This is a genomic window from Thalassotalea sp. G20_0 (genome assembly GCF_017744175.1).
In the GTDB taxonomy this organism is placed as follows: Bacteria; Pseudomonadota; Gammaproteobacteria; order Pseudomonadales; family Endozoicomonadaceae; genus Endozoicomonas.
Window position 1 is genome coordinate 75885 of record NZ_JAGHQV010000004.1, and the last position, 22238, is coordinate 98122.

At 47.6% G+C, this 22238-nt stretch carries 27 protein-coding genes and 1 other RNA gene; 14 read left to right on the forward strand and 14 right to left on the reverse strand.

Going from position 1 to position 22238, the window contains the following annotated elements; all coding sequences use genetic code 11:
• Nucleotides 1–6 precede the first annotated feature (6 nt).
• Nucleotides 7–600: an HvfX family Cu-binding RiPP maturation protein gene (locus J7438_RS03235; protein WP_209275433.1), complete on the reverse strand. Its 594-nt coding sequence runs from the start codon at nt 598–600 to the stop codon at nt 7–9.
• A 102-nt stretch (nt 601–702) separates the two neighbouring features.
• On the opposite strand from J7438_RS03235, the gene J7438_RS03240 reads away from it, so the two are divergent.
• A complete protein-coding gene (locus tag J7438_RS03240; RefSeq protein WP_209275434.1) occupies nt 703–1299 on the forward strand; it encodes an RNA polymerase sigma factor in 597 nt (198 codons plus the stop codon).
• Nucleotides 1293–1526 carry an anti-sigma factor family protein gene (locus J7438_RS03245; RefSeq protein WP_209275435.1) on the forward strand — a complete coding sequence of 78 codons (234 nt, stop codon included), beginning with the start codon at nt 1293–1295 and terminating at the stop codon, nt 1524–1526. The genes J7438_RS03240 and J7438_RS03245 overlap by 7 nt, the downstream gene beginning before the upstream one ends.
• Nucleotides 1527–1573: 47 nt before the next feature.
• Here J7438_RS03245 and J7438_RS03250 read toward each other — a convergent pair whose 3' ends face one another.
• The 5 genes from J7438_RS03250 to J7438_RS03270 form a co-directional block, all read right to left on the reverse strand.
• Entirely contained in the window at nt 1574–2329 is a 756-nt protein-coding gene (locus J7438_RS03250) for an HvfC family RiPP maturation protein (RefSeq protein ID WP_209275436.1), read from the reverse strand.
• Complete coding sequence (locus J7438_RS03255; RefSeq protein WP_209275437.1) at nt 2322–3173, reverse strand: HvfB family MNIO-type RiPP peptide maturase; 852 nt, start codon at nt 3171–3173, stop codon at nt 2322–2324. The genes J7438_RS03250 and J7438_RS03255 overlap by 8 nt, the downstream gene beginning before the upstream one ends.
• On the reverse strand, nt 3173–3523 hold the full coding sequence (locus J7438_RS03260) for an HvfA family oxazolone/thioamide-modified RiPP metallophore (RefSeq protein WP_209202496.1): 351 nt from the start codon (nt 3521–3523) through the stop codon (nt 3173–3175). Before J7438_RS03260 ends, J7438_RS03255 begins: the two co-directional genes overlap by 1 nt.
• A gap of 140 nt (nt 3524–3663) precedes the next feature.
• On the reverse strand, nt 3664–4722 hold the full coding sequence (locus tag J7438_RS03265; RefSeq protein WP_209275438.1) for an aldose epimerase family protein: 1059 nt from the start codon (nt 4720–4722) through the stop codon (nt 3664–3666).
• 216 nt (nt 4723–4938) lie between these two features.
• Nucleotides 4939–5091 (reverse strand): hypothetical protein, encoded by a 153-nt coding sequence (locus tag J7438_RS03270; protein ID WP_209275439.1) that lies wholly within the window; start codon nt 5089–5091, stop codon nt 4939–4941.
• 55 nt (nt 5092–5146) lie between these two features.
• Here J7438_RS03270 and ssrA point away from each other — a divergent pair.
• Together ssrA and J7438_RS03280 are read left to right on the forward strand one after the other, a co-directional pair.
• Nucleotides 5147–5531: a transfer-messenger RNA gene (ssrA, locus tag J7438_RS03275) on the forward strand.
• A gap of 164 nt (nt 5532–5695) precedes the next feature.
• Entirely contained in the window at nt 5696–5893 is a 198-nt protein-coding gene (locus J7438_RS03280; RefSeq protein ID WP_209275440.1) for a type II toxin-antitoxin system VapB family antitoxin, read from the forward strand.
• Between the two features lie 126 nt (nt 5894–6019).
• On the opposite strand, the gene J7438_RS03285 is transcribed toward J7438_RS03280, so the two are convergent.
• Together J7438_RS03285 and J7438_RS03290 are read right to left on the reverse strand one after the other, a co-directional pair.
• Nucleotides 6020–6403 (reverse strand): hypothetical protein, encoded by a 384-nt coding sequence (locus J7438_RS03285; RefSeq protein ID WP_209202488.1) that lies wholly within the window; start codon nt 6401–6403, stop codon nt 6020–6022.
• A 50-nt stretch (nt 6404–6453) separates the two neighbouring features.
• The gene (locus tag J7438_RS03290) at nt 6454–6660 is read right to left on the reverse strand and encodes a hypothetical protein (RefSeq protein ID WP_209202486.1); all 207 of its coding nucleotides are present in this window, start codon (nt 6658–6660) and stop codon (nt 6454–6456) included.
• 207 nt (nt 6661–6867) lie between these two features.
• Here J7438_RS03290 and J7438_RS03295 point away from each other — a divergent pair, with 207 nt between their 5' ends.
• A complete protein-coding gene (locus J7438_RS03295) occupies nt 6868–7659 on the forward strand; it encodes a hypothetical protein (RefSeq protein WP_209275441.1) in 792 nt (263 codons plus the stop codon).
• A gap of 137 nt (nt 7660–7796) precedes the next feature.
• Here J7438_RS03295 and J7438_RS03300 read toward each other — a convergent pair whose 3' ends face one another.
• The 3 genes from J7438_RS03300 to J7438_RS03310 all read right to left on the reverse strand — a co-directional run bounded on the left by J7438_RS03300 (nt 7797) and on the right by J7438_RS03310 (nt 11281).
• Nucleotides 7797–8384, reverse strand: coding sequence for a hypothetical protein (locus J7438_RS03300; protein WP_209275442.1), 588 nt, complete (start codon nt 8382–8384; stop codon nt 7797–7799).
• Nucleotides 8385–8637: 253 nt separating this feature from the next.
• Nucleotides 8638–8838, reverse strand: coding sequence for a hypothetical protein (locus J7438_RS03305; protein ID WP_209203951.1), 201 nt, complete (start codon nt 8836–8838; stop codon nt 8638–8640).
• A 55-nt stretch (nt 8839–8893) separates the two neighbouring features.
• Entirely contained in the window at nt 8894–11281 is a 2388-nt protein-coding gene (locus J7438_RS03310) for a hypothetical protein (protein WP_209275443.1), read from the reverse strand.
• A gap of 268 nt (nt 11282–11549) precedes the next feature.
• Between J7438_RS03310 and J7438_RS03315 the strand changes: the two genes are divergently transcribed.
• The gene (locus tag J7438_RS03315) at nt 11550–13241 is read left to right on the forward strand and encodes an Eco57I restriction-modification methylase domain-containing protein (RefSeq protein ID WP_209275444.1); all 1692 of its coding nucleotides are present in this window, start codon (nt 11550–11552) and stop codon (nt 13239–13241) included.
• Here J7438_RS03315 and J7438_RS03320 read toward each other — a convergent pair.
• Nucleotides 13206–13502 carry a hypothetical protein gene (locus tag J7438_RS03320; protein ID WP_209275445.1) on the reverse strand — a complete coding sequence of 99 codons (297 nt, stop codon included), beginning with the start codon at nt 13500–13502 and terminating at the stop codon, nt 13206–13208. The genes J7438_RS03315 and J7438_RS03320 overlap by 36 nt on opposite strands.
• A gap of 317 nt (nt 13503–13819) precedes the next feature.
• On the opposite strand from J7438_RS03320, the gene J7438_RS03325 reads away from it, so the two are divergent.
• The gene (locus J7438_RS03325; RefSeq protein ID WP_209203955.1) at nt 13820–14074 is read left to right on the forward strand and encodes a hypothetical protein; all 255 of its coding nucleotides are present in this window, start codon (nt 13820–13822) and stop codon (nt 14072–14074) included.
• A 162-nt stretch (nt 14075–14236) separates the two neighbouring features.
• Nucleotides 14237–15217, forward strand: coding sequence for a transposase (locus J7438_RS03330; RefSeq protein ID WP_209275446.1), 981 nt, complete (start codon nt 14237–14239; stop codon nt 15215–15217).
• 518 nt (nt 15218–15735) lie between these two features.
• Here J7438_RS03330 and J7438_RS03335 read toward each other — a convergent pair.
• Complete coding sequence (locus J7438_RS03335; protein WP_209275447.1) at nt 15736–17856, reverse strand: hypothetical protein; 2121 nt, start codon at nt 17854–17856, stop codon at nt 15736–15738.
• Nucleotides 17857–18217: 361 nt separating this feature from the next.
• On the opposite strand from J7438_RS03335, the gene J7438_RS03340 reads away from it, so the two are divergent.
• On the forward strand, nt 18218–18673 hold the full coding sequence (locus J7438_RS03340; protein ID WP_209275448.1) for a YcgN family cysteine cluster protein: 456 nt from the start codon (nt 18218–18220) through the stop codon (nt 18671–18673).
• 24 nt (nt 18674–18697) lie between these two features.
• Here J7438_RS03340 and J7438_RS03345 read toward each other — a convergent pair whose 3' ends face one another.
• A complete protein-coding gene (locus J7438_RS03345) occupies nt 18698–19456 on the reverse strand; it encodes an HpcH/HpaI aldolase family protein (RefSeq protein WP_209275449.1) in 759 nt (252 codons plus the stop codon).
• Between the two features lie 226 nt (nt 19457–19682).
• Here J7438_RS03345 and mobA point away from each other — a divergent pair, with 226 nt between their 5' ends.
• The 5 genes from mobA (at nt 19683) to moaE (ending at nt 22237) form a co-directional block, all read left to right on the forward strand.
• Nucleotides 19683–20261, forward strand: a complete 579-nt coding sequence (gene mobA / locus J7438_RS03350) for a molybdenum cofactor guanylyltransferase (protein ID WP_209275450.1) — start codon at nt 19683–19685, stop codon at nt 20259–20261.
• A 76-nt stretch (nt 20262–20337) separates the two neighbouring features.
• Complete coding sequence (moaB, locus tag J7438_RS03355; RefSeq protein WP_209203961.1) at nt 20338–20874, forward strand: molybdenum cofactor biosynthesis protein B; 537 nt, start codon at nt 20338–20340, stop codon at nt 20872–20874.
• A 2-nt stretch (nt 20875–20876) separates the two neighbouring features.
• Nucleotides 20877–21401: a cyclic pyranopterin monophosphate synthase MoaC gene (moaC, locus tag J7438_RS03360; protein ID WP_209275451.1), complete on the forward strand. Its 525-nt coding sequence runs from the start codon at nt 20877–20879 to the stop codon at nt 21399–21401.
• Complete coding sequence (locus tag J7438_RS03365) at nt 21398–21649, forward strand: MoaD/ThiS family protein (protein WP_209203963.1); 252 nt, start codon at nt 21398–21400, stop codon at nt 21647–21649. Before moaC ends, J7438_RS03365 begins: the two co-directional genes overlap by 4 nt.
• Before the next feature lie 144 nt (nt 21650–21793).
• Nucleotides 21794–22237, forward strand: coding sequence for a molybdopterin synthase catalytic subunit MoaE (gene moaE / locus J7438_RS03370; RefSeq protein WP_209275452.1), 444 nt, complete (start codon nt 21794–21796; stop codon nt 22235–22237).
• Nucleotide 22238: the final 1 nt, after the last annotated feature.

Consider the following 22238-nt stretch of genomic DNA (forward strand, 5'->3'; position numbering starts at 1 on the left):
TGATCGCTATCTGTTCAGCAGTTTCCTTCCGGCAAAATAATCCAGACTGACATAACGTCCGGCTCCCTGGAAAACCAGCACCAGCAACATCACCAGGTAGGTGGCAGCAAACTCAATGCCATTGTTCAGAATCACCGGCTTGCCAAACTCGGTAATATAGTGGTAGCGGCCGGGATGGTTTGACTTCAGCCAGCCCAGAAACCCATTCAGTCTTTGGGTTGCTTCAGCGGCGTGTTCATTGGCAGCAAAGCTGCCTGGGTCAGCAATGGCCTGCCAGCCATGGGGCCAATGCACCGCGAAAATAGCCACCAGCATGGTGATGATCAGAGGGGCTGAAATTAACCGGATGCCCAGGCCAGCCACCAGTAGCACAGCGCCGATAATCTCTGTCCAGGTTGCCAGTGCTGCCATCAGCCAGGGGAAGGGGAGGGCCAGTCCATGCTCAAACCACATCACAATATCGTCAAAATGCGCCAGTTTGTTGGTGCCGGCAATCCAGAAGATGGGGGCAAGGTACAGGCGCAGGGCCAGCAACGGAAGTCCATCAGCGTGATGGAGGTAACCTGCTGTTTTTTGGTAGAGTGACAGGAGCTTATTCATGGCTGATTCCCAGGATGTTCTTATTGAGTTAATCACTCAACGTTTCAGCCGTGGGATTGTTACAGTGTGCAGGTTATTTTTTCATTCCGGGTTTGTAACGATATGGACGATGAAGCGTTAATAATAAAACATGCACAAAATGGTGATCAGCAGGCGTTTACAGTGCTGGTGAAGCATTACTATCGCTTGATGCGCTTTGTTGCCCTGCCGATTGTGGGCGAAAGTGATGCCGATGAGATTGTCCAGGAAGCCTGGTTGATGGTGCATCAGAAATTGCCTCAATGGCAGCCCAGGGGCAGTTTCAAGGGATGGTTGCTGACCATTACCGCCAATGAAGCCCGTTCCCGCTATCGTCGGCAGAAGCGAGAGCTGCTGTCCGATGCTCCGGAAGAAGCGCCGCTGGCCCATCGTTTTAAAGAAGATGGCCATTGGCAACAGCCGCCTTCCAACTGGCACATCGATGGGCCGGGGGCGCTATTGGATAAGCGGGAATTGATGGACTGCCTGAACCACAAGATCACCATGTTGCCGGAGAAGCAACGTCTGGTGTTTGGCTTGAAAGATCTCAGCCAGATGTCACTGGATGATATTTCCGGTTTTATCGGTGAGTCCGCAGTCAATGTCAGGGTTCTGCTGCACCGGGCGCGGGCAACGCTGTATTCCGGTATTGAACAGTTTCAGGAGACAGGCCGATGTTGAAATGTCGGGATATCGAGCAAATGGCGGGTCAGCTTCAGGATGACGAGCTAAACTGGCGACAGCGTCTGAGTATGCGAATGCATTTGATCATGTGCCACCATTGCCGACGTTTTCTCAAACAGTTTGCCGTTATTAAAAAGCTGGCAGAGCACTCCGTCAGTGAACCGGCGTCTGATGATGAAGTGAAGTCGGTAATGGATAAAATTAACGGTTCACCCAAGGGGTAGAGTGCCCCTGGGTTTTTTAGTCATAACTGTCGAATAATATTCCTGGTTTAAAGCCTTCCTACAATCAAACCCAGTTGATAAAAACTCATCAATGCCTGTTGAGCATAAGGCTTAACCCGGGTTCGCTCGGCCGTCGTCAGGTGTTGCAATGTCTGCTTGATAAGCCGCTCCTGGTTCACTGGCTGATCCAGGGTGGAGGCAGTTTGAAAAAGCTGCCAGGCCAGTGCATCCACCGCCAGAAACCGTGTTTCATTTTCCTGACGGTAAACAATCAGCAGGGTTGGTTGTTCGGAAGCAGCCTGAGGTTGAAAGTCACGGCTGATGGTATGGACCGGGTATTGGTAGGCGGCGGCCACAGCATTAACCGACCATATCAGTGCATCTTCACAGTCTGAAAAAACTTCGATTGCTGTTGCGGGTGGTTCGTCCTGTTCATTGCCCAGCAACAGGGTTTCCAGCCATTCATAGTGGGCCAGTTCCCGGAGGAACGGTGGCAGAGTGTGCGACTTATCAGTCACTGGATTGGTATTAAGCCAGGCCAGAAACTCCCCGGAGATATCAATAAAGTAGGGGGAGCTGGCAGGGTGATCGGCAATAAAGCGATCCACCAGATGATTAAACGCCTCCTCCGGCAATAACTTTTTCAGCACAGGGAAGCCCTGGCTGACAAAGTTAGAAATATTGTTTCGGATCAGCCGGGGGTAAACGGCAAAGCGTTCCGGCTTTATCTGATCAAATGGATTATCTGTCTGATGACGTATAGCCTCGGTAAACTGCTGCTGAACAGTCTGAAAATCATCCACAGGCATACTCCTTCTGCTGATGCATCACAGAGTGCTGAATCCGGTGTATTGAATCGAGCTCTTCAACCAGCTTATCCAATGTCGGAATATTAAAGTCCCGCTCCAGCAGCGTTGGGAAAACGCCATGGTATTGGTAAGCTTTGCCAAGCAGCTGCCAGACATCATCGCGAACCGGTGCGCCATGACTGTCGATAATAAGGTCCGGCTGCTCAACATAATGACCGGCAATATGACCGTAGCTGATACGTTCAGTGGGTAGCTGCCTCAGAAACGAATCCGCGTCATAACCATGATTGACGCTGTTGACAAAAATATTGTTGATATCCAGCAGCAGCTCACAATCCGCCAGTTCCAGAACCCGATGAATAAACTCAATTTCCGGCATCTGCTGCCCGGGAGCACAGTAGTAAGAGACGTTCTCCACCGCAACGGACTCACCCAGAAAGTCCTGGGTCTGTTTTATCCGGTCCGCCACGTAATGTGCAGCCGCTTTGGTAAAGGGAATAGGCATCAGGTCATAGAGATGTCCCTGGTCAGAGCAGTAACTCAGGTGTTCAGTGTAACGAACTACCTGATGCGTCTGAAGAAATGTCCTGATATCGTGCAGCAGATTCATATCCAGCGGTGTCGGACTACCCAGTGACAGGGAGAGTCCGTGGCAGACCAGCGGTGTCTGATCGAGAATCTGCTCCAGCAGCTGGCGTCTCTGTTTCGGTGCTTTAATCCAGTTTTCCGGAGCAACCTCCAGAAACTGAACGGAGGATGGCACCTCTCTGGCCAGGCTCTGAAGATGCTCCCGGCGCAGGCCAAGGCCTGCACCGCTGAGTGAAGGAACAGGCTTCATCAGGCAGCTCCGCACTTGCCTTCGCCGCATTTGCCTTCTTCATCCTTGCTGGCTGATTCGCCGCACTTACCTTCACCGCATTTGCCTTCGTCTGCTTTCATGGCGCTGTCGCCACCGCATTTGCCCTCGCCACACTTCCCTTCGTCCGCTTTGGCCGATGCCGACGATGCACCACATTTGCCTTCACCGCATTTGCCCTCATCCACCCGTTTTTCGGCCAGCACAATACCCTCGTAGCCCTGGTTCAAGGAGCTGATGGAGCCGGTCATATCGGCGCTGACGGTGACGGATGCAGCGGAAACCAGGGTGGCAGCAACCAGGTTGGTCAGTTTGTTGGTTTTTGTTGTCATGGTGACTCTCCTGTCGTTTTTTAACCGACCGCAAAGTGCGGACTTATCAATACAACGGGAAAGTTGGTGGGATGTTACAGATTCGTTGAAAAAAAGTGGAAAAATAATTTCAGGCCGGTGGTTCCGGCCTGAAACGGCGCTTATAAAAGGCCAAAGCGGAAAATGGTTTTTTCCTGATAGGTTTCACCGGGATTCAGCCGGGTTGAAGGAAACTCCGGCCTGTTGGGGGAGTCTGGAAAATGCTGGGTCTCCAGGCAGAAACCAGCCCGCATACCATATTGGCTGCCACCCCGTGCAGGCTCACCTGCCAGATAGTTGCCGGTATAGAACTGCACTCCCGGCTGAGTGGTAAGCACTTCCAGAGTACGACCACTGTCTGGTTCTTCTACCCGGGCGACAGGTGTCAGAGAACGACCATTTCCCCTCTCCGTCCAGATAACCCAGTTATGATCGTATCCCCTGGCCTGATTCAGCTGAACAAAGTCCCGGGTAATATCCTGACCAATAGGCTTCATGGTGGTGAAATCCATGGGGGTGTTCATGACCGACTCAATCTCACCATAGGGAATGGACGTTTCATCCGTTGGGGTGAACTGGCTGGAGTGAATCTGCAGCCGGTGGCTGAGGCAGTCGTCACTGCCATTAAGGTTAAAATAAGTGTGGTTGGTCAGATTAACCACGGTGGGGGCGTCCGTCGTTGCCCGATACTCAATAGCCAGCTCATTCTGGTTATTCAGGGTGTAGATCACGTTGACACTCAGTTTGCCGGGGTAACCCTCTTCACCATCTTCTGAGTCATAGTCAAGGGACAGTGTGCATATGTCGTCTCTGGTATAAGACTCTGCCCGCCACAGGTGATGATCAAAACCAACCTTGCCACCATGCAGGTGATTCGGTGCATTGTTGCAGGCCAGTTGAAACGGTTCACCCTCAAGTTCAAATTCTCCCCTGGCGATACGGTTGGCATAACGGCCAACAATGGCACCAAAATAAGCACTGGACCGCTCGTAATCCGCCACCGAATCACAGCCCAGGGTGACTTCGCCCATATTACCTGCTTTATCCGGAACACGAATGCTCTGAATAATACCGCCCATGGTCAGGATGGTGACTTCCATGCCTTGCTGGTTACAGAGCCGGAAGGCATACACCGGTTTACCGGAGCGAGTGGCTCCAAACACTTCCTGAAAAATCTTCATAAATACGCCATTGCCCTGGAAAACAAATCGCCAACTTTCATAGTCCAACTTTACATAGAAAGTGGTGTGAGGTCTGAGGAGTGTCCACATGGCAAATTGTGAACATCTCTGGCAGGTAAAGAAAAATTAACGCAGTCAGCTGTATCACCAAAGATAGCTATAGTATCCAAAGCTTGTAGATCAATTCACTGATGGACGTCATGCCCGTGGGTATTTTTAGCACATTTTGTAACCGCTGACCGTCTGCCAGGGCCAGTGCTGCTGGGCAATGACTACACCATCGGGCAGCGGAGCTGCGATTATGGCCCGGCCTGTTGCACCATCGGATCGTATTGGTACGTCATGGCGTGAACAGCGTGATATAGTCACTGATGATCTCCAGCCATTGCGACTTCTGCCTCTATGCTCTATAACTATTAACTCTGGGGGCGATTCGGATTCGACGACGGTATTGAACCCTGAGGTGCATGCCGAGGGCGTAGTGGTTCTCGTTAATCAAAACACTACAAACCTATTAGTTGCCAATGATAGCAACTTTGAAGCTGCAGCAGCCGCTGCTTAATCGTACTTAACACTACGAAGCTTCCAGTCTAACCGGCTCGTCTGCTGGCTGGTATTCAGACTGTCATCGTAAGCGGGCTCGCCACGATCAGCAGGTCTCTGGCTGACGGGTTAAAACTTGTGAGAATCGCACTGAAGAACCCCGACCACTGGGTCGCTACGGTGTAAAAACTAAAGGTGGATCTAAGCATGTAGAGCCAAAGGCTGAGAGCTGGCGGACGCGGGTTCAAGTCCCGCCGCCTCCACCACCATATATAAACCTCGTAGGTTATTGATCTGCGGGTTTTTTTTATGGCTGGGCAGAAGACAGGTTTGTCTAATCGTCCAGAAAGTGTCCAACCGGATTTTTTTGGAGTGAGTCGGATTGGCTCAATACACACAAATAGAAATAATTTATACACACAGGTGATTCATGAGAACCAATATTGTTATTGATGATGAACTGATGCAGGAAGTGTTAAATGCCAGCGGACTGACGACCAGGAAAGAAGCGGTAGAGGTGGGGCTGAAAGCGCTGATACAGCTGAAAAAACAGGAAAAATTCAGAGCGTATCGTGGCAAGCTGAACTGGGAAGGCGATCTGGATGAGATGAGAATCGACAAATGCTGATGGTGGATTCATCGGTCTGGATTGACTATTTCAATGGCATGAAGCTGCCAGACAGAAAGTGCTTGGTATTCAGCGCCAGAGCCGACCACAGCGACAACCCCTATGGCATTGGGGATATTGAGACCATTACTGAGACAATTGTCGAATTGCAGCATCATAAAATCTGCATGCCCTTTCGTGTAAATATTTGCCAATTTCGTACATTTTGTACGGGCCAACACTGGCACCAAAAACAACTAAAGACAATACAAGTGATTGTTCATCAATTATTGAATCATCTTGCTTGAGTTCCAGATACTTAAGGTATGCTTCGGGAGTCGTACGCTTGGCAAAATAATTCTCGGCGGGCGTACTGTAAATAGCATTGACCTGATTGCAAATAGCGACGGTTACCACTCCAGTACACACTGAGAAGATGCCTTTTTTAATCAAGTCTGCTGTTGATATTGGCGATAATTCAGGAGGCATATGCAGATTGGCTGAAATTGCAGAATTGTTGATAGGTCCCATGGTATGACCTCGATTGAAATGACAAATTATTGATCTTGTTATATGAGTGATCAGGCAAAGTAGTTGCATGTCCTGTTGTATATGGATTTGGCTATGGACGTACCAAGGTTATACAGATCATTCAGGCCACCACTGGCAGAAAATATGACTATCGGGATTAACACATCCTGGGCAGTAATGCCAAAATCGTTGAGTTTAATGTATTTAAGACGTTGACCATGAGGCAGGTTATCGAAAGCAAAATTCCTGGCAGGCAATTCATGTTTCCGGCGAATTTCATCACAGGCAAAGGCGGTAACAAATCCAGCTTGAACTGAGAGATTGGCTTTTAATCCAATCTTCCCCAACTGTGAAAATATTGAGAGAGGCTCCGGATTCCGTGATGGTATAGTTGGCACGGAATTGTTGGGAGAAGAGAACGTTAGCATTTATGAACCTCTAATCGAATCTAGGACTAAAACTATATGAACCCAAGTTTAAACCAAATAATTCAAAAACAAAGGGTTAATTCAACAACTTTTTTATCAAGAACTGAAAAAGAAACAGTAACCCCTACTTCTTATATTTCAGATTTAAATACTTTACTTAATGAAAAGTTACGTGGTGGAAAATTACTGGCAAAAATGCTTGTTAATTCTTCGACCCATGTGGATTCTGTCAGATTAGAGCAGGAGTTTGTTCAGCTTACCTCGAAAGATAAGGTCGTGAAGTGCGCTGCGACCTCACTTTTGGCTCCTTGCCCAAAACAAAAACTTTATCGAAACATTGGTTTTCTCATTGATGCAGACAAAGCGAAACTTCATGTCATTGCTGACAGTGATGTTGGTTCAATACCTGTTGATAGTCAGGGTCATTTTCTGCAATGGGATTGTACAAAAAAAGCCTACAAAAACATATCTATTCGGAGAGGTAAAATTATTAATCCGGGCTGTGCTGGTAGCTTTGCTTTGAGTTGTAATATCGAAAATAAAAAACTATTTCAAACCACCAGGCAACTAAAAGATTATATGGTAGAAAATGCTCATTTAATTGAAAACAGGTTTAATCACAATGAAGTTGTTTGCGAATACGCTACTGAGTCAGTAATGGCTATATTAATTACCTTTAATCGACATGACAAACTTTATGATGAAAAAAGTCAAATAATTCACGATGGGTTAGAATTTAGAAAAAAAACGGAGCAGATATTAGGCTTGAAATTTCCAATAGTCATATTTGATTGCGAAAGAGGCACTATCTGTCAACAGGAGGCATAACGCGTGGTTCAATTGCGGTGCAGACCATATATGACACCAGTTTTTGGAATTTGAGGTGTTGAGAGACAGCGGTATCACTGGCAGTGGGCTGTCCCAGTTTATGAAAGTGGTGCAGGCACTTTAAAGTGCCTTACTTACTATTCATGCTCAAGAATATGAGAGATGTGGTTTGATAGTGGAGTGTTATCATGAACTGTCTTTATTAGATTCTCTACTTCCTGAAAAGTCCTCCCCGAATAAATGGCATCAACTCTTAAACCAGATGGATCTCCTTTAAATAAAACGTTGTTGGGATTATTTGGATCTTCTACAATCGTACAGGCTTTACGAGGCGCAATAAGAAATACATGCCCATTTTCAAATAACCCTGTATACAAAGTGTATAATTCATCACTGTATTTAAGGGTTGCGTTACTCAGACTCATAATTGCATAGAAATTTTTTATATCTACTCGCTTTGGCTCATAAATAAGACCTGAGCGGTGGTCATATTCATAACGTTTATAAGAATGTTCAAATACGCCTGAGTTGTAAATTGATATCATATTCTCATATTTATCAGGATTTGCTATTGCTTCCATATTCTTGAATTGAATTGGACGCTGTAAATCTTCGATAGCCCTTTGATCAATAGGTTTGTTGGTATTATGGCATGTCTGCTCAAGTTGGAGTTCGTCGGGCTGAGCCAGTTCATTTGCGTTAGGTGGAATCGCCTCAACTGGCAACTAGTTGAAATTGCCAAGTTGTCGCTGTTGGTCTTCTGTTGAGTTTGCTGATTGCGGTAGAGCTTTGGGCAATAATTCTGTTTGATTATTTGAAATATTTGTTAGCATAAGATCGTCATTAAATTTTGTTTACCTATATTTTTGATCCTAAGTTTACAAAAAAGTTCCATTTACGGAAATTTCCTGGCTGCTACAGAGTTAATAGTCCAATTCCCTGTTCCCTCTTAACCACTCCCTCACAAACCACAACCCATCACGTTCGCCCGTAAGTATCCTCACTGAACATCGCCAGTTCGTCTTCGGTGATCAGACCCTCTTCTTCGCTATCCAGCTTGTTACCCCTTCTGTCAGTTCGCTGGCCAGGTAAATATGGCAAGTCTGGTTTGTCCGTAACCTCATAAACCCCTTCAGCACCACTGGGACGAAGGATTCTGTCTTCCCGCCTGACATCCATTTGTTCACGAGCTTGCTGGCGAGCTGTTTTATTTCAGCCAGCAGATTTGACTCACTTATCTGACAGCATTCCAGTTGTCCGAAATCGCAGGTAACCCCATTGCCTTATATATGCAGTTACTCCCTTTTTCCTGATTAAAGCAGTCAAGAGCCAGTGGGTTTCTCACCTTTACAGGGAAGGCCTGCCTTTGATCACTTCTGCCAACCACAAGATAGTAGCCACCTGTCGGTTTGTCATGGAACAAGGCAATGACCATGCTTTTGTTGTGCTCGGCCCTGGCTCTTTCAACACTGGTTGGTGGTCGTTTTGTTTTTGTCCCGGCTCCTACAACAATCTGTTTAAGTGTGGATATGACTTCTGAGCCAAAAAGTGTCTCCAGAAATGTGTGTCTTTGCTGAGCTGTGAATAGTTCCAGCCGCTTGCAGTCTCTGTAATCAAATAAGGGCCTGCCAATGAAGTCGTCGTACATCGCCTTTGCCATAAGCTCGAACTCCTGATCAGCAGGAGATGCTTTGCGCTCCTTGTCATACCCCCAGCCGAATGGATATTGCTTCAGCTTAAAGAGTCGCAATATATCATCAGCGTATTTCCGGACACATTGGCGCTGACTCTCTGAGTGTCTGGAGGCTCCTTTGTCAAACTCAGCCAAAAATTCCCTGCGAGTCCATTTTGCCGGATCCCCTTTGACATCCCAGTTTTTTGGAAAGACCACTGATTGTTTCAGCAGGTGCAGCATTGTTCCATCAATATTGCCGCCGTTGCCAGGCACTTTTTTATTGTCTGTTATTTCAGAGAGTTTTCTTGCCGAGGGTGGAGCAATCTTTTCGGCAATCTGGCGGTAGCCTACGGTTTGCGAAAACTTGTGGACACATTCGCTGGGTTTCATGGCCTGCTGTTTGACCCGGTTAAGATCACTGACAATGGCTTTTGATTTTTCTGCACAGCGCTCTTCCAGAAATTGATCCAGCTCTTTTCTTTCAGGCTCGCTTTGACAGTTTTCTACAAACTTCAGCACCGCATCTGCAATAGCCATATCCCCCTTAAGCTTACGGATGTCGGCGATGGATGGGTAGGTTTTGGTGACAGTGACAGGCTTTGGTTTTTCCCTGGCAACAGGTGGTTTGCTGGTGACAGGTTTTGCTTCAGGCTGAGGAGTAGATGGTTTCGACATCACTGGCTCTGGCTTTGTTTCTTCTTCTCTGTTCTTTTTGGACTGTTCAAGGAATTTCCATCCCTCTTCAAGTGTTCTGTCTACCTCCTCCATTTCCTTATCTATGGCTTCACGGCGCTTTCTTTCCAGTTCTGAAAGCTGTGAGGTTGAGTGTTTATTGGTAGTTTTTGTGTTGTCCTGCTTTTTGTGTTTTTTATTACCTGACAGTGGTTGGTCAAGAGCGCCGGCTACAGACTCTTTTTTGCCATCATTGTTTGAGTGTGGCTGATTGACACCAGAATCAGAGCCCGGGTCTCTGCCATCTGGAGCAGAAGGGACGGAAACGCCAGAGTCTCTTACCAGCGCGTTTACTTCATTGCTCATGAAGTTAAAAGCGGAAAGTGTCTGTAACCTGCGAAGAAGAGACTTATCGGTATCCGATTCAACCTTCTCCAGAGCATCTTTAAACGTGGGGTTACCGAAGGCTTCGGATATGCAGGCAGTTCTGACATCATCCATCAGCATGCCCAATTTCTCGGTCATTTGATCGATCGCATGTTTGATGATTTCTCCCTTTGCTTTCATGCCTGCTGGCATTTGCCTGTCGAGCTGATATACGCGTCGTACGAACTCAGTAAAATGATGTGCTGCTGTTGCCTTATCGGGAGAGACAAAATCGTGAGCCCTGAAAGTAAATAGCTCTTTTAATTCCAGAATGGCTTTTTGTCCCTTCCCCTCTCTGATTTTTCTCAAATTCTGCGAAAGTTTAATTTCAAACTTCTGATAATCCTGATCAGGTAATTCAGGAATAAAAGGGAGTGCTATATCTTCATCGAACAGTTCATCCAGCTCTGAGTCTGAAATTTCAATCTCATCGGCTTGCTTCCGGGAAGGGGGCTCTTTAGGTCTTTCCGGTTCTTTAGGCCTTTCCGGTTCTTTAGGTTTTTCCAGTTCTTTAGGCCTTTCCGGCTCTTTACTCTTCTTTTTGGGTGCTGGTTTTTCCATCTCTGGCATCATCATGCCGAACAGTTTTTCATGTTCCAGACCGGGAGTTTTGCCAGTGCCCGGGAGAAAAGTGTGTACTTGGCTGACACCCTGGGGGTTGTATTTGCCGAGGCTTTTCCAGGTGGGAGTGGACGCAAAACTCTGACTGAAATTATATTTTTGACCGGGATCTTCATCTTCCCGGTGGCAACTCTGTCGCTCTGTATGGGCAGAGTTACTGCCACGGCGAGCAGCAGAAGAATATTGTGTGTTCAGCCTGTGTGGTGAGAGCTGGTTATTAGTATCCACTTGATAATCCCTGACTTAAATAACTGGATTTAATTAAAGTTAGAGTTTTGTAAGTCCAAAAAATTCAATATCAGCTCAGGGAATTCATCATTAATTTATAAATTACTGAATAAAAAAGTTATTTTATACTCCTTTGAATGCATTTAAATGAAGGTTTATTTGGGATAATAGTACCTATTAGCTCTGCGCAAGGAGCAATTCTCAAAAACTACTTATATATTAAACCACTAGAATCAACGCTCTATCGAAGCGATAAATGATTTAAATAATGAAAATCCCGGTTGCTTCCGGCCAGCTTTGCCATTATGTTTTAACTGTTTTTTTATACAGTCTGGGTTTCCTGGTAAACGCAGATACCCCGATTAGCCTGTCAGATTCATTACGACCAGCAAAGCATGGAGACTTCAGGGACTTGTTACACATTATTGATGATATTCGGCAACAAGCCGCCTTGAAACTTGATCAAGCCAAACGGAGTGAGCAAGGGCAGTATATGACGCCAGCGCCAACAGCTGAGCTGTTGGCGTCCATGTTTGATAATCTCAGCGGCGATGTCTCATTGCTGGACGCTGGGGCAGGTGTTGGCTCCTTAACCGCTGCTTTTTTGCAAAGAGTGGTTCAGGAAGGCGGTGTCAATAAAATTACAGCTACCGCCTACGAAACCGACAAGGTTCTGATTAATAACTTGCACAATAGCATGGCTCTGTTTGCTGAGGTTGCAGGGGAGCAAAAGATTCAGTGGCACAGTAATATTATCCCGGCCGATTTTATTGAGAGTGCTGTCAATCAATTGCAGGCGATTTCTGTCGATGCGACCCCTATAATTCGTTACAACAAGGCGATTCTTAATCCACCTTATTTCAAGATCGGCAGTAAAAGCCGCCATCGAAAGTTACTCCAGCAGGTAGGCATCGAGACCGGCAACCTCTATTCCGCCTTTGTTGCACTTGCCATCAAACTTCTTGAGCCTGGTGGTGAACTGGTGGCCATTACCCCGCGCAGTTTCTGCAATGGCCCGTACTTTAAAGGATTCAGGGATATCCTGTTAGAGGATACTGCACTGAAGAAAATCCGGGTATTCAACAGCCGTACGAAAGCGTTTAAAGGGGACAAAGTCCTGCAGGAAAATGTGATTTTCCATCTGGTAAAGGGGGAACCACAGGGGGATGTGGAAATTTCATCCAGCAGTTGCGCTGAAGACCGGAACCCGATTATTCGAATCACCCCTTTCCATGAAGTGGTTAATTCAGATAATCCAGACCGTTTTATCCATATTGTGACCTCAGAGCAGGAAGCTGATATCGCCGTTAAGGTGGGCGGTTTGCCGTGCTCATTGTCTGATTTGGGCCTTGATGTCAGCACCGGAAAAGTGGTTGATTTCAGGACCAGGGATAACCTCAGAATGGAGCCCGAAGCGCAGACTGTGCCGCTAATTTATCCTATGCATTTAAAAAATGGTTCTATCGTATGGCCAATAAACAATGTAAAAAAACCGAATGCCCTGCTTAACAACAGTGAAACCGCCAAACTGATGGTTCCCAACGGCACTTATATTTTGACCAAACGACTGACAGCAAAAGAAGAAAAGCGCCGGATTGTTGCCTCTCTTTATGAACCGTCTGTTGCTGACGTAGACGTCGTTGGCTTTGAGAATAAAACCAACTATTTTCATGCCTTGGGTAAACCGTTGCCGCAGGATCTTGCCAGGGGTTTATGGCTGTTTTTGAACAGCACCATTGTTGATCAATATTTTCGGCAGTTTAACGGGCATACCCAAGTCAACGCAACAGATCTGAGAAACTTGCGTTACCCGACAACAGAGCAGTTGCAAGCTTTAGGGCATGGAGCAAAAGGGAACTCGCTGCCATCTCAGGAGGAGATCAATCGTCTGGTGTCGGCTATTTTTCAGCCAGTAATCCCTTCCTTAACGATCAGGCTTAGTATTCTGGCCTCTTTGTAAGATACCAATATGTGCTCCAACGTGAGCTGTAGCTGCGCCGTCTTTGAATGCTGCACCAATGGGTGCCTTACTGAACCAGTTGGAGCGGGTATCCAGGAGAGCAAAAACAGCATCCACCATGTCTGGTGTTTTCCGGTCAATTCTCTGAAGCACTTCAGCAATTTTCGTCTTTGATATTCCGGAAAACTCTTCGGGCACCGCGGTCCCTTCTTCAGAAATCAGCCTGTTTCTCAGTGCAATAGCATCGTCAACTACGCCCATGATTACCTAAACCTTGGGTCAGGGAAATGTGCGAGGATTTTATAGATCTATTGGAAAGGAATATACAACGGAATACTTCTGACTAATTTACACAATAATTCGACTCAATTGCTAATTTGAGCCGCCTGATTCTGTGTCTTTGTAGGAATACTCACATTGATACGTATCAATGCTTGCAGTTGTCCCAGGTGCTCAGCCAAGGCCAATGACATTTTTCCCGTATTGGGGATGGGATACCGTTTCTGAACTTAGTACCATTGCCTTCTATTAAATCGTCTGCTGCGTTCCGCAGAAATGATATCAAAGGAGGCGTTGCTATGGATCGTATCCATCTGGCACAGGTACCACGAAACAAGCAGGGCAAGATCAGTTATTCTTCCATCCCTTCTATGGTAGTGCGGGTGATGGTGGCTGAAGAGGAGCTATCGGTTCTGCAACGACGGGTGAAACGGCACCATGATGTTCGGGACCGATTGCACATTTGTGAAGAGGAGCTGGCTGGGCTGGAGGCGCATATTGCTGATTTGGAAGAGAAGTTGGGTGAGTGGCGGGCGTTGCTGGCGGAGGCGTGAAAGCGGTTACTTTTACAGCCTGATGGTCACAGCCACCAGAGTCTCTTCACTGAACATGGCAAGAAGAAAAATAGAGAAAAATAGGACATCCACATTTTCTTGATTATTCAGACATCTCGACTACTTTTTTAGCATCAAAAACTTAAAGATCGCTGCTAAAACATGACGACTGCTCGGAAAAACTTGATAGACCCAGCCTCTACACCTTATTACCACTGCATGGCTCGCTGCGTTCGTCAAGCCTTTCTCTGTGGTAAAGATTCGTTTTCCGGTAAGAACTGCGAACACCGTCGCCAATGGGTGGAAGACCGAATTCAACAGCTATCGTCAATCTTTGCATTGGAAGTTTGTGCTTATGCGGTCATGTCCAATCATTACCACATCGTGCTTTACATCAACCGTAAACAGGCCAGGAGCTGGTCTACCAATGAGATTCTCACTCGTTGGTCTTCCCTGTTTTCAGGCCCGATGCTGGTCCAACGATTTCTCTCTGGCGAACAATTGCGCGAGGCAGACAGGCTTCGGGTGGATGAGTTTGCTGAAGAATATCGTTGTCGTTTGATGGATATCGGCTGGTTTATGAGATGCCTCAACGAGCATCTGGCCAGAAAAGCCAATAAAGAGGATAACTGTAAGGGAAGGTTCTGGGAAGGACGTTATAAAAGCCAGGCGCTGCTCGACGAAGCGGCTCTGCTGACTTGTATGGCCTATGTCGATTTAAACCCTGTTCGAGCCAAAATGGCGAAATCGCCAGAGACCTCTGAATACACTTCTATCAGCAAACGGACGAAATACTACTCAGCTCCATCCGGTAAAAAGCAACCTGCCAAATTGAAGCCCTTCAAAGAGCCAGGACAAAACCCTGACCATGCATTGCCTTATGCACTCAGTAGTTATTTTGAACTGGTTGACTGGTCGGGAGGAATTGTTCGTCAAGGTAAGCGAGGTTGTTTAAACGACAACATTCCCTCAATACTTAAGTTTTTTGATATTCCGCCGGATGAGTGGATTAAAACCATGCAGTGGAATAATCGTTTCTATCGGGCCGTTGGTACGCTGGCATCACTGAAAAGTTATGCTGAGAAAGTGGGAAAGTCTTGGGTACATGGTCAGAGTACCAGCGCTTTGCTATTTGCAGGCTAACTTTCCGTCCGCCATATTGTTGAAGCTGAAAAAACTCTGACTTCAGCCCCTGCCCTTCACACTACGCTATAGACTCTGGCAGCTCATAAGTGAACATTTCTGAGTTCTGATTGCTTTTCTCTTCCTTGACTGTGACCTTCATTTCCGCAATTAGCGAACGAAATATTTGATTATCTTGGCTTTAAAGTCTTTGGGTGTCCTTTTTTCGTAACTGCTCAAAATTTGGTGGTAAAAATGCATTTTCTGGAAAAATTTTATCGATTTTACTGGGCTGCAGAGGTGTCTGTGTAAAATTTCCCACCAAATTTTGAGCAGTTACCTTTTTTCCCCTCTTTAAATCTTTGGGTGTCCTTTTTTTCCTCTTTTGGATGTCCTTTTTTTCCCTTTTTTTCCTTTAAAGTCTTTGGGTGTCCTTTTCTTCCTCTCTTTAAATCTTTGGATGTCCTTTTTTTCCTTTCCTTTTTTTCCTTTTTTTCCTCTTTTTTTCCTCTTTTTTTCCTTGTCAGGGTAATGAATGATTACTCATCATTCGGCTCTTCACTCAGTACTCTCATGGTCACGACATCCGAATCAGCCTGACGATGTGAGTAATAACGCCAGGCGAATAAAGCACCGAGACCCAGAGCCGCCGCCACCCCTACAGAAATCCCGACAATGGCCCCAGTGCTTAGGGTTGTTCCTGCCTGGACTCCGGTTGCCAGGGCGGTTAATGCTGTTGAGGCTCCGGAATAATTGACCAGTCCGGTATTCAGCGTCGATGGAGCACTTGAACTTGGCAGGGAGGGTGCAAACAGCAAATCCGTTGTTGTACAGTTCCCGTAACCTTTTAAAGGCTGATTCATTACCCGACAATCATTGGCCACAAATCGTTGATCGGCAATATCACACAACTGATCTAAAAAGGACTGGGACACATTACCGACATTTTGCAACCCGCCGTTTACAGTGACCTTCACTGCCTGAACACTTTTTCTCATTTTAGTAATAGAGGAATGACCGGAAGGATAGGAAAATACATCAATCTGTCCAGCAGCAATATCTGCTACTGCACTTTCACCGCTGGCAGTAATGCCGCCTCTCACCGCAATAATGCCCTCTGTTTTTCCCCCATTAAAATAACCGGTCCCAATGGCAGCATCAGCGTAATCTCCGGAGGTGTTGACGAAACAGTCAATGGCTCTGGTATCAAGAACCTCACATCGAGTTTCACCCACACCAATGGCGGCATCAGCGCCCCTTCCCAGGGTCTTTACATTACATGCTATTGCTGTTGTTCCTGCTAGCAGTGCACCAGATTTACACTCACCAGCACCGATACCAGCATCTGAAAAGACTCCTCCGGTCTTTACTGAACTGTTCACAGCGGTCAACTTTTCCAGTTTGCCCCCGTCATATATTATTCCCCCACCAATGCCGGCGAAACTATCAGTCGCATCGGTTTCAACCTTGCTGTCCAGAACGGTAAGATGGCTAATTCGGCCCTCAACGATTCCGGCACCAATGCCTGCGCGGGAGTCGTCACAAGCTGTTTTGACCCGACTGTTTTTTACAGTCACATGTTGTATATCTCCTTCAGCCCTACCACTGACAATGCCAACAGCTCCAGATTTACCAGTACTGGTCACTGAGCAATTATTGACCCAAACTTGCTCAATATTGCTATTCTCCTGCTGGTGGCCTGTTATCACACCTGCATGAGTCATCGATGCTGCGCCACGCTCGCCATCCTTGTTAGTCAAAACGCGGGAGTGTTCTATCAGCAGGTTTTCCAGACGGCTTCCTTCGCCCATTTTACAGGCGACTACGGCACTGTATTTATCATTACTCTCAACATGGGCCTGCACCATGCTCAGATCACGGACAACACCATGCTTTGCAACCTTGCCAAATAAACAATGTCTCTGACCAGTGATCTTATGGCATCCGCCATCGTAATCCCCATAAAACGGCTGATCTTCACTGCCAATGGTTACATCGCTGTTGATATCCTGAGTCTGGACATAATGACCCGATAACGGGTAACTGCCATTTTGGCCAATTTGTTCCAATGTTTCCCGGTTTGGTACCGGAATCGGGCGATCCGTTGCATTGCTTGGTGCAGGTGAAGCAGCAGAAACGGGTATCTGCCCCATAGTGATCATGGCAGCAGCGGTGAGCACTCCCCGGGGCATACTACTTTGGGCGATCGGTCGGCGCTTCTCACCGGTACATTTTTGCCCGGAAAGCTCTCCCTTTACAGCATCTTTTTCTTGCATGTAGTCAATGGCTTTACCTGCAAAACTACCAGCGGAACATAATTTAGAAGCCACATCAGCCAACACTTTCACTTGCGGCACCCAGGCTCCCGCCAGTTGAGCGACTAATCCAGCACCCTGGCAAATATCATTCAGCATTGATTGGCTGGGTAGTGCAACTGGCTTTGAATCATACGTCACTGATTCATTATTATTGGCCGAAGGCTGCTGGTAATAAGGAGAGAGCGACTGAAAAAAAGGAATGACGGCAGAGCGCGCAATGACACTCAAACCATTTAACTGCCCGGTATTACCCGTCCCGGAGTTCTCCTGATCGGGAGATGTACTGAAAACGTTGCCCGGGTATGTTACTCCAGCATAATTCTTTTCGGTTGGTGTTTGCATACTCTTTCTCCAGATTCATGAGGAAAATCATAATCCTTGTGATTGCTTTTAATAACAAAAGACTAATGCACGACTTTAGAAGGCATCACGAGTATAAGAAAAACAATGAAAACAACAGTCGCACGACGATATTCTGTTATTCATATCAACGCATCCCATCTGCCGAACAGCTTAGAGCAGGAGGGATAAATCGCCAATTTGAAGCAAACCAGAATTCAGCGAAGCAGTGTCGATGACCTTCAGCCCATTATCGATGGTTATAACGTGTGATAATTACTGAACCGTGAACTCGCGTATTGCCATCTTTTGAAGTGGTAGTATGCTCAGGCAAATCCAATGTTATATCGTGTTCAGGTGTTTGATGAGTGAGCAGGAACCTGCATTCTGGCAGGTAAAATCGTTAACCGAGATGACGCCCGAAGAGTGGGAGTCGCTCTGTGATGGCTGTGGTCGCTGCTGCCTCAATAAGATTATTGATGCGGATACGGATGAGATTCACACAACGGCGGTAGCCTGTCGGTTGCTGGACCTGGAGACCTGCCGCTGCAGGCATTATAAACACCGTCGCAAGTATGTGGATGACTGCATCAAGTTTACCCCGAAAACCCTGCATGAGCATTTGCCATGGCTGCCGGACAGCTGCGCTTATCATCTGCTCTACCATGGTTATGACCTGCCACAATGGCATCCTCTGAAAACCGGAAGCCCGGACTCTGTCCATGAATCCGGTTTCTCCATCAAGGGCAAGGACATCGCTTCAGAAGAAGATGTTCCGGACCCTTCGGACTGGTTTGATTATATTATTCGGGTGAAGTGAGGTGGTTTCTGAACGCCTTTCAGATTACTGCCTCAGTGATTGGATGGTGTGTGTGGCACCCGCCCGGACGAAGTCGGCGTCACAGCCAGCGGTGACCAGACGGAACCCTTTTTTTCGCATACGATCAGCGAACTCCGGTCCCATGCAATGAATGGCAGCGGGAACATTATGTTTTTTGCTGCAGGCAAGGATATGTTCGATGGCCTCCATAACAGGGGCCTCATAGTGGTCTGGTTGGGGCTGACAGCCCAGGGCGTAGGACAGGTCAAAGGGGCCAATATAGATGGCTCCCAGTCCTTCAGTGCTGAGGATATCATCCAGGTTATCCAGGGCCTGACGGGTCTCTATCATGACCATGGGCAGAATGGTCTCTTCTGCTTTTTCCGGGTAATCACTGCCTGCATAGATCATCGCCCTGCTGGGGCCAAAGCTGCGGTTGCCTTTGGCAGGGTAACGGCAGGTGGCGACAAATTCCCGGGTCTGCTCTGCGGTTTCAATCATTGGGCAGATAACGCCATAAGCACCGGCATCCAGCATCTTCATAATGATGCCCGGATCAAGCCAGGGAACCCTGACCAGCGGAGTCACCGGGGTGGTGGATATGGCCTGCAGCATGGCCAGGGCCGATTCAAAGCCAATCATGCCGTGCTGCATATCGATGGTCATTGAGTCAAAACCCTGGTGGGCGATCAGCTCTGCCGTCATTGGGCTTGGATGGATAAGCCAGCAGTTGATGGCTGTCTTGTTCTGCTGGAAAAGGCTCAGTACCTGATTCTTTCTCATTGTTGATCATTGTTATCTATTTGCTGTGTTCAAAACAGTATAGCCAACGGACGAGCGGGTTAAGCGGTTGCTTTTCTCTATGATAATTGGTCCCAAGGCTTGTCAGCGGGGTGGAAAACCTTACACTAGCCGGTGGTCTGTCCGGAGACGGGGTTTTCCTGACTTGCCCTGTTTCCTGACAATCCCCGGGTTAATTTGAATATTGGCACAAAGAGTCTGTGATCGAATGACAGCCCATGGCACACTTTACGGCCTGGTTCTGGCTGGTGGCCGTTCCTCCCGGATGGGGCAGGACAAGTCACGACTGAACTGGTGTGGCAAACCGCTTTACCGGCATATGGTTGCTCTGCTGACCCGGGCCGGGATTGATCAGGTTCTGATCAGTGGGTCCGGTTTTGCCCCGGATGACTCTGTTATTGCCGATGTGGTTCCCGGAAGAGGCCCGCTCAGCGGCATTCATGCGGCTATACAGCAACTGCAGGATGGCGACCGGCTGCTGGTGATTCCTGTGGATATGCCACTGGTTCCTGCCGATGCGCTCCGGACACTTGGCGATCAACAGCAGGCTTGCTGTTTTGCGGGTTTTAATCTGCCGGTGATATTGCCGGTCACTGCGGAATTGCGACAAGCCGTTGAGAGTTCCATCACCAGTGACAATCCGAAGGACTATGCCCTGTGGCGCCTGCATCAGCTTTCAGGTGGGCAGACCCTGCCACTGCCGTCATCCATGGCAGACCTTTTTGTCAACGTCAATACACCAGAAGACTGGCATAATCTGGTTAATAAGGCGGTTGTTCAGACGTAGGCTGTCGTCCACATTGCGGGCCTGGTCATGAGCACCCCTGAATACGATTGAAAATACGACTGGAGCGAGAATAGCCATGGCTCATAATCAGTTTGATGAGTTTATTCCTGTAAACATCGCCGTATTGACGGTGTCCGACACCCGTACCGAAGAAAACGACACATCCGGTCACTTACTGGTTGAGAGCCTGACCGCCGATGGTCACAAACTTGTTGATAAGGCCATTGTAAAAGACGACATCTACAAGATTCGCGAAGTCGTATCCCGCTGGATTGCCAGTGATGCCGGGTCTCCAGACTGTGTGCAGGCCGTGCTGGTCACAGGCGGTACCGGTTTCTCTGGCAGAGACAGCACACCAGAAGCACTGTTGCCTGTTTTTGACAAGCAGATTGATGGTTATGGCGAGCTGTTCCGCCAGCTTTCCTATGAACAGATCAAAACCTCCACCATCCAGTCCCGTACCGTGGCGGGCATGGCCAACGGAACCGTTATTTTTGTTATGCCCGGCTCCAATAATGCCTGTAAGACCGCCTGGGAAGGCATTATCAGGGATCAGCTGAACAGCCAGCATCGTCCATGTAACTTTGTTGAACAATTAAAAAAGGCAGGGTAATCATGTCGTCTGCCAATAGTGCCCTTAGCCATATTGATAGTGATGGTAAGGCCAGCATGGTTGATGTTGGTGAAAAAGACATCACACGTCGTGAAGCAAGGGCCGAAGGTTATATCTACATGGCACCTGAGACACTGGCGCTGGTAAAAGACAATGGCCTTAAAAAAGGGGACGTGCTTGCCGTGGCCAGAATTGCCGGCATTCAGGCTGCCAAACAGTGCAGCCAGCTGGTGCCGCTTTGTCACCCGTTGATGCTGAACTTTATCGGTGTTGAGTTTCAGCTTGAAGACGCGGCTTCAGTGAATGGCGAAGCCTGCATTCGAATTGAAACCTGTTGTCGTTTGAATGGCAAAACCGGCGTTGAGATTGAAGCGCTGACAGCGGCATCGGTTGCTGCCCTGACGATCTATGATATGTGCAAGGCAGTGGACAAAGAGATGCATATTGAAGGCATTCGTGTGCTGGAAAAGAGTGGTGGTCGCAGTGGTCACTATATTCATGGTTCAGCGACAGGTGGTGCAGCATGATTAAAGTACGGTTCTTTGCCAGTTTTCGGGAAAAGCTGAACTGCGAACAGTTGACGCTGGAAGAAGGCGAGTATGCTCCCTTGCTGTCCGCATTAAAAAGTCAGTTGGCGGACCAAGGTGAACACTGGCGTGAAGTAATGATGAGTGAGCGTACTCTGGTTGCCATCAATCAGACCATGACTCGTCAGGATGTCACATTGCAGTCTGGTGATGAGGTCGCCTTTTTTCCTCCGGTGACCGGCGGGTGATTTTTATTTGAACCACAAAGACACGAAGACACAAAGGCTTTATTTTGTTCTCGTTCCCACAGTCTGAGACTGTCGCGAAAGCCCCGGAAAAACTTTGTGTCTTTGTGGTGAAAAGTGGTGCAAAAAACAAACAGGATCAGAACCTTGATTGCCATTCAAACAGAAGACTTCAACCCAGGCCAGGAATATGAACGCCTGGAAGGGAATAAGTCATCAGGAGCGATTGTCACTTTTACCGGTACAGTTCGCGATATGAACCTTGGGGATAAGGTGGGTGGCCTGTTTCTGGAACATTATCCGGGGATGACGGAAAAAGCCTTGCAGGAAATTATCGATGAGGCCATGGCTCGTTGGGAACTTCAAACTGTCCGGGTTATCCATCGCATTGGTCAGATGTACCCCGGGGACCGAATCGTTTTTGTGGGTGTCGCCAGCGCCCATCGCAAAGAAGCGTTTGCCGCCTGTGAGTTTATTATGGATTACCTGAAAACCCGTGCGCCGTTCTGGAAGAAAGAGACGACACCGGAAGGAGATCGCTGGGTGGATGAGCGTGAGTCTGACCAGGCAGCGGCGGATCGCTGGCTTTAAC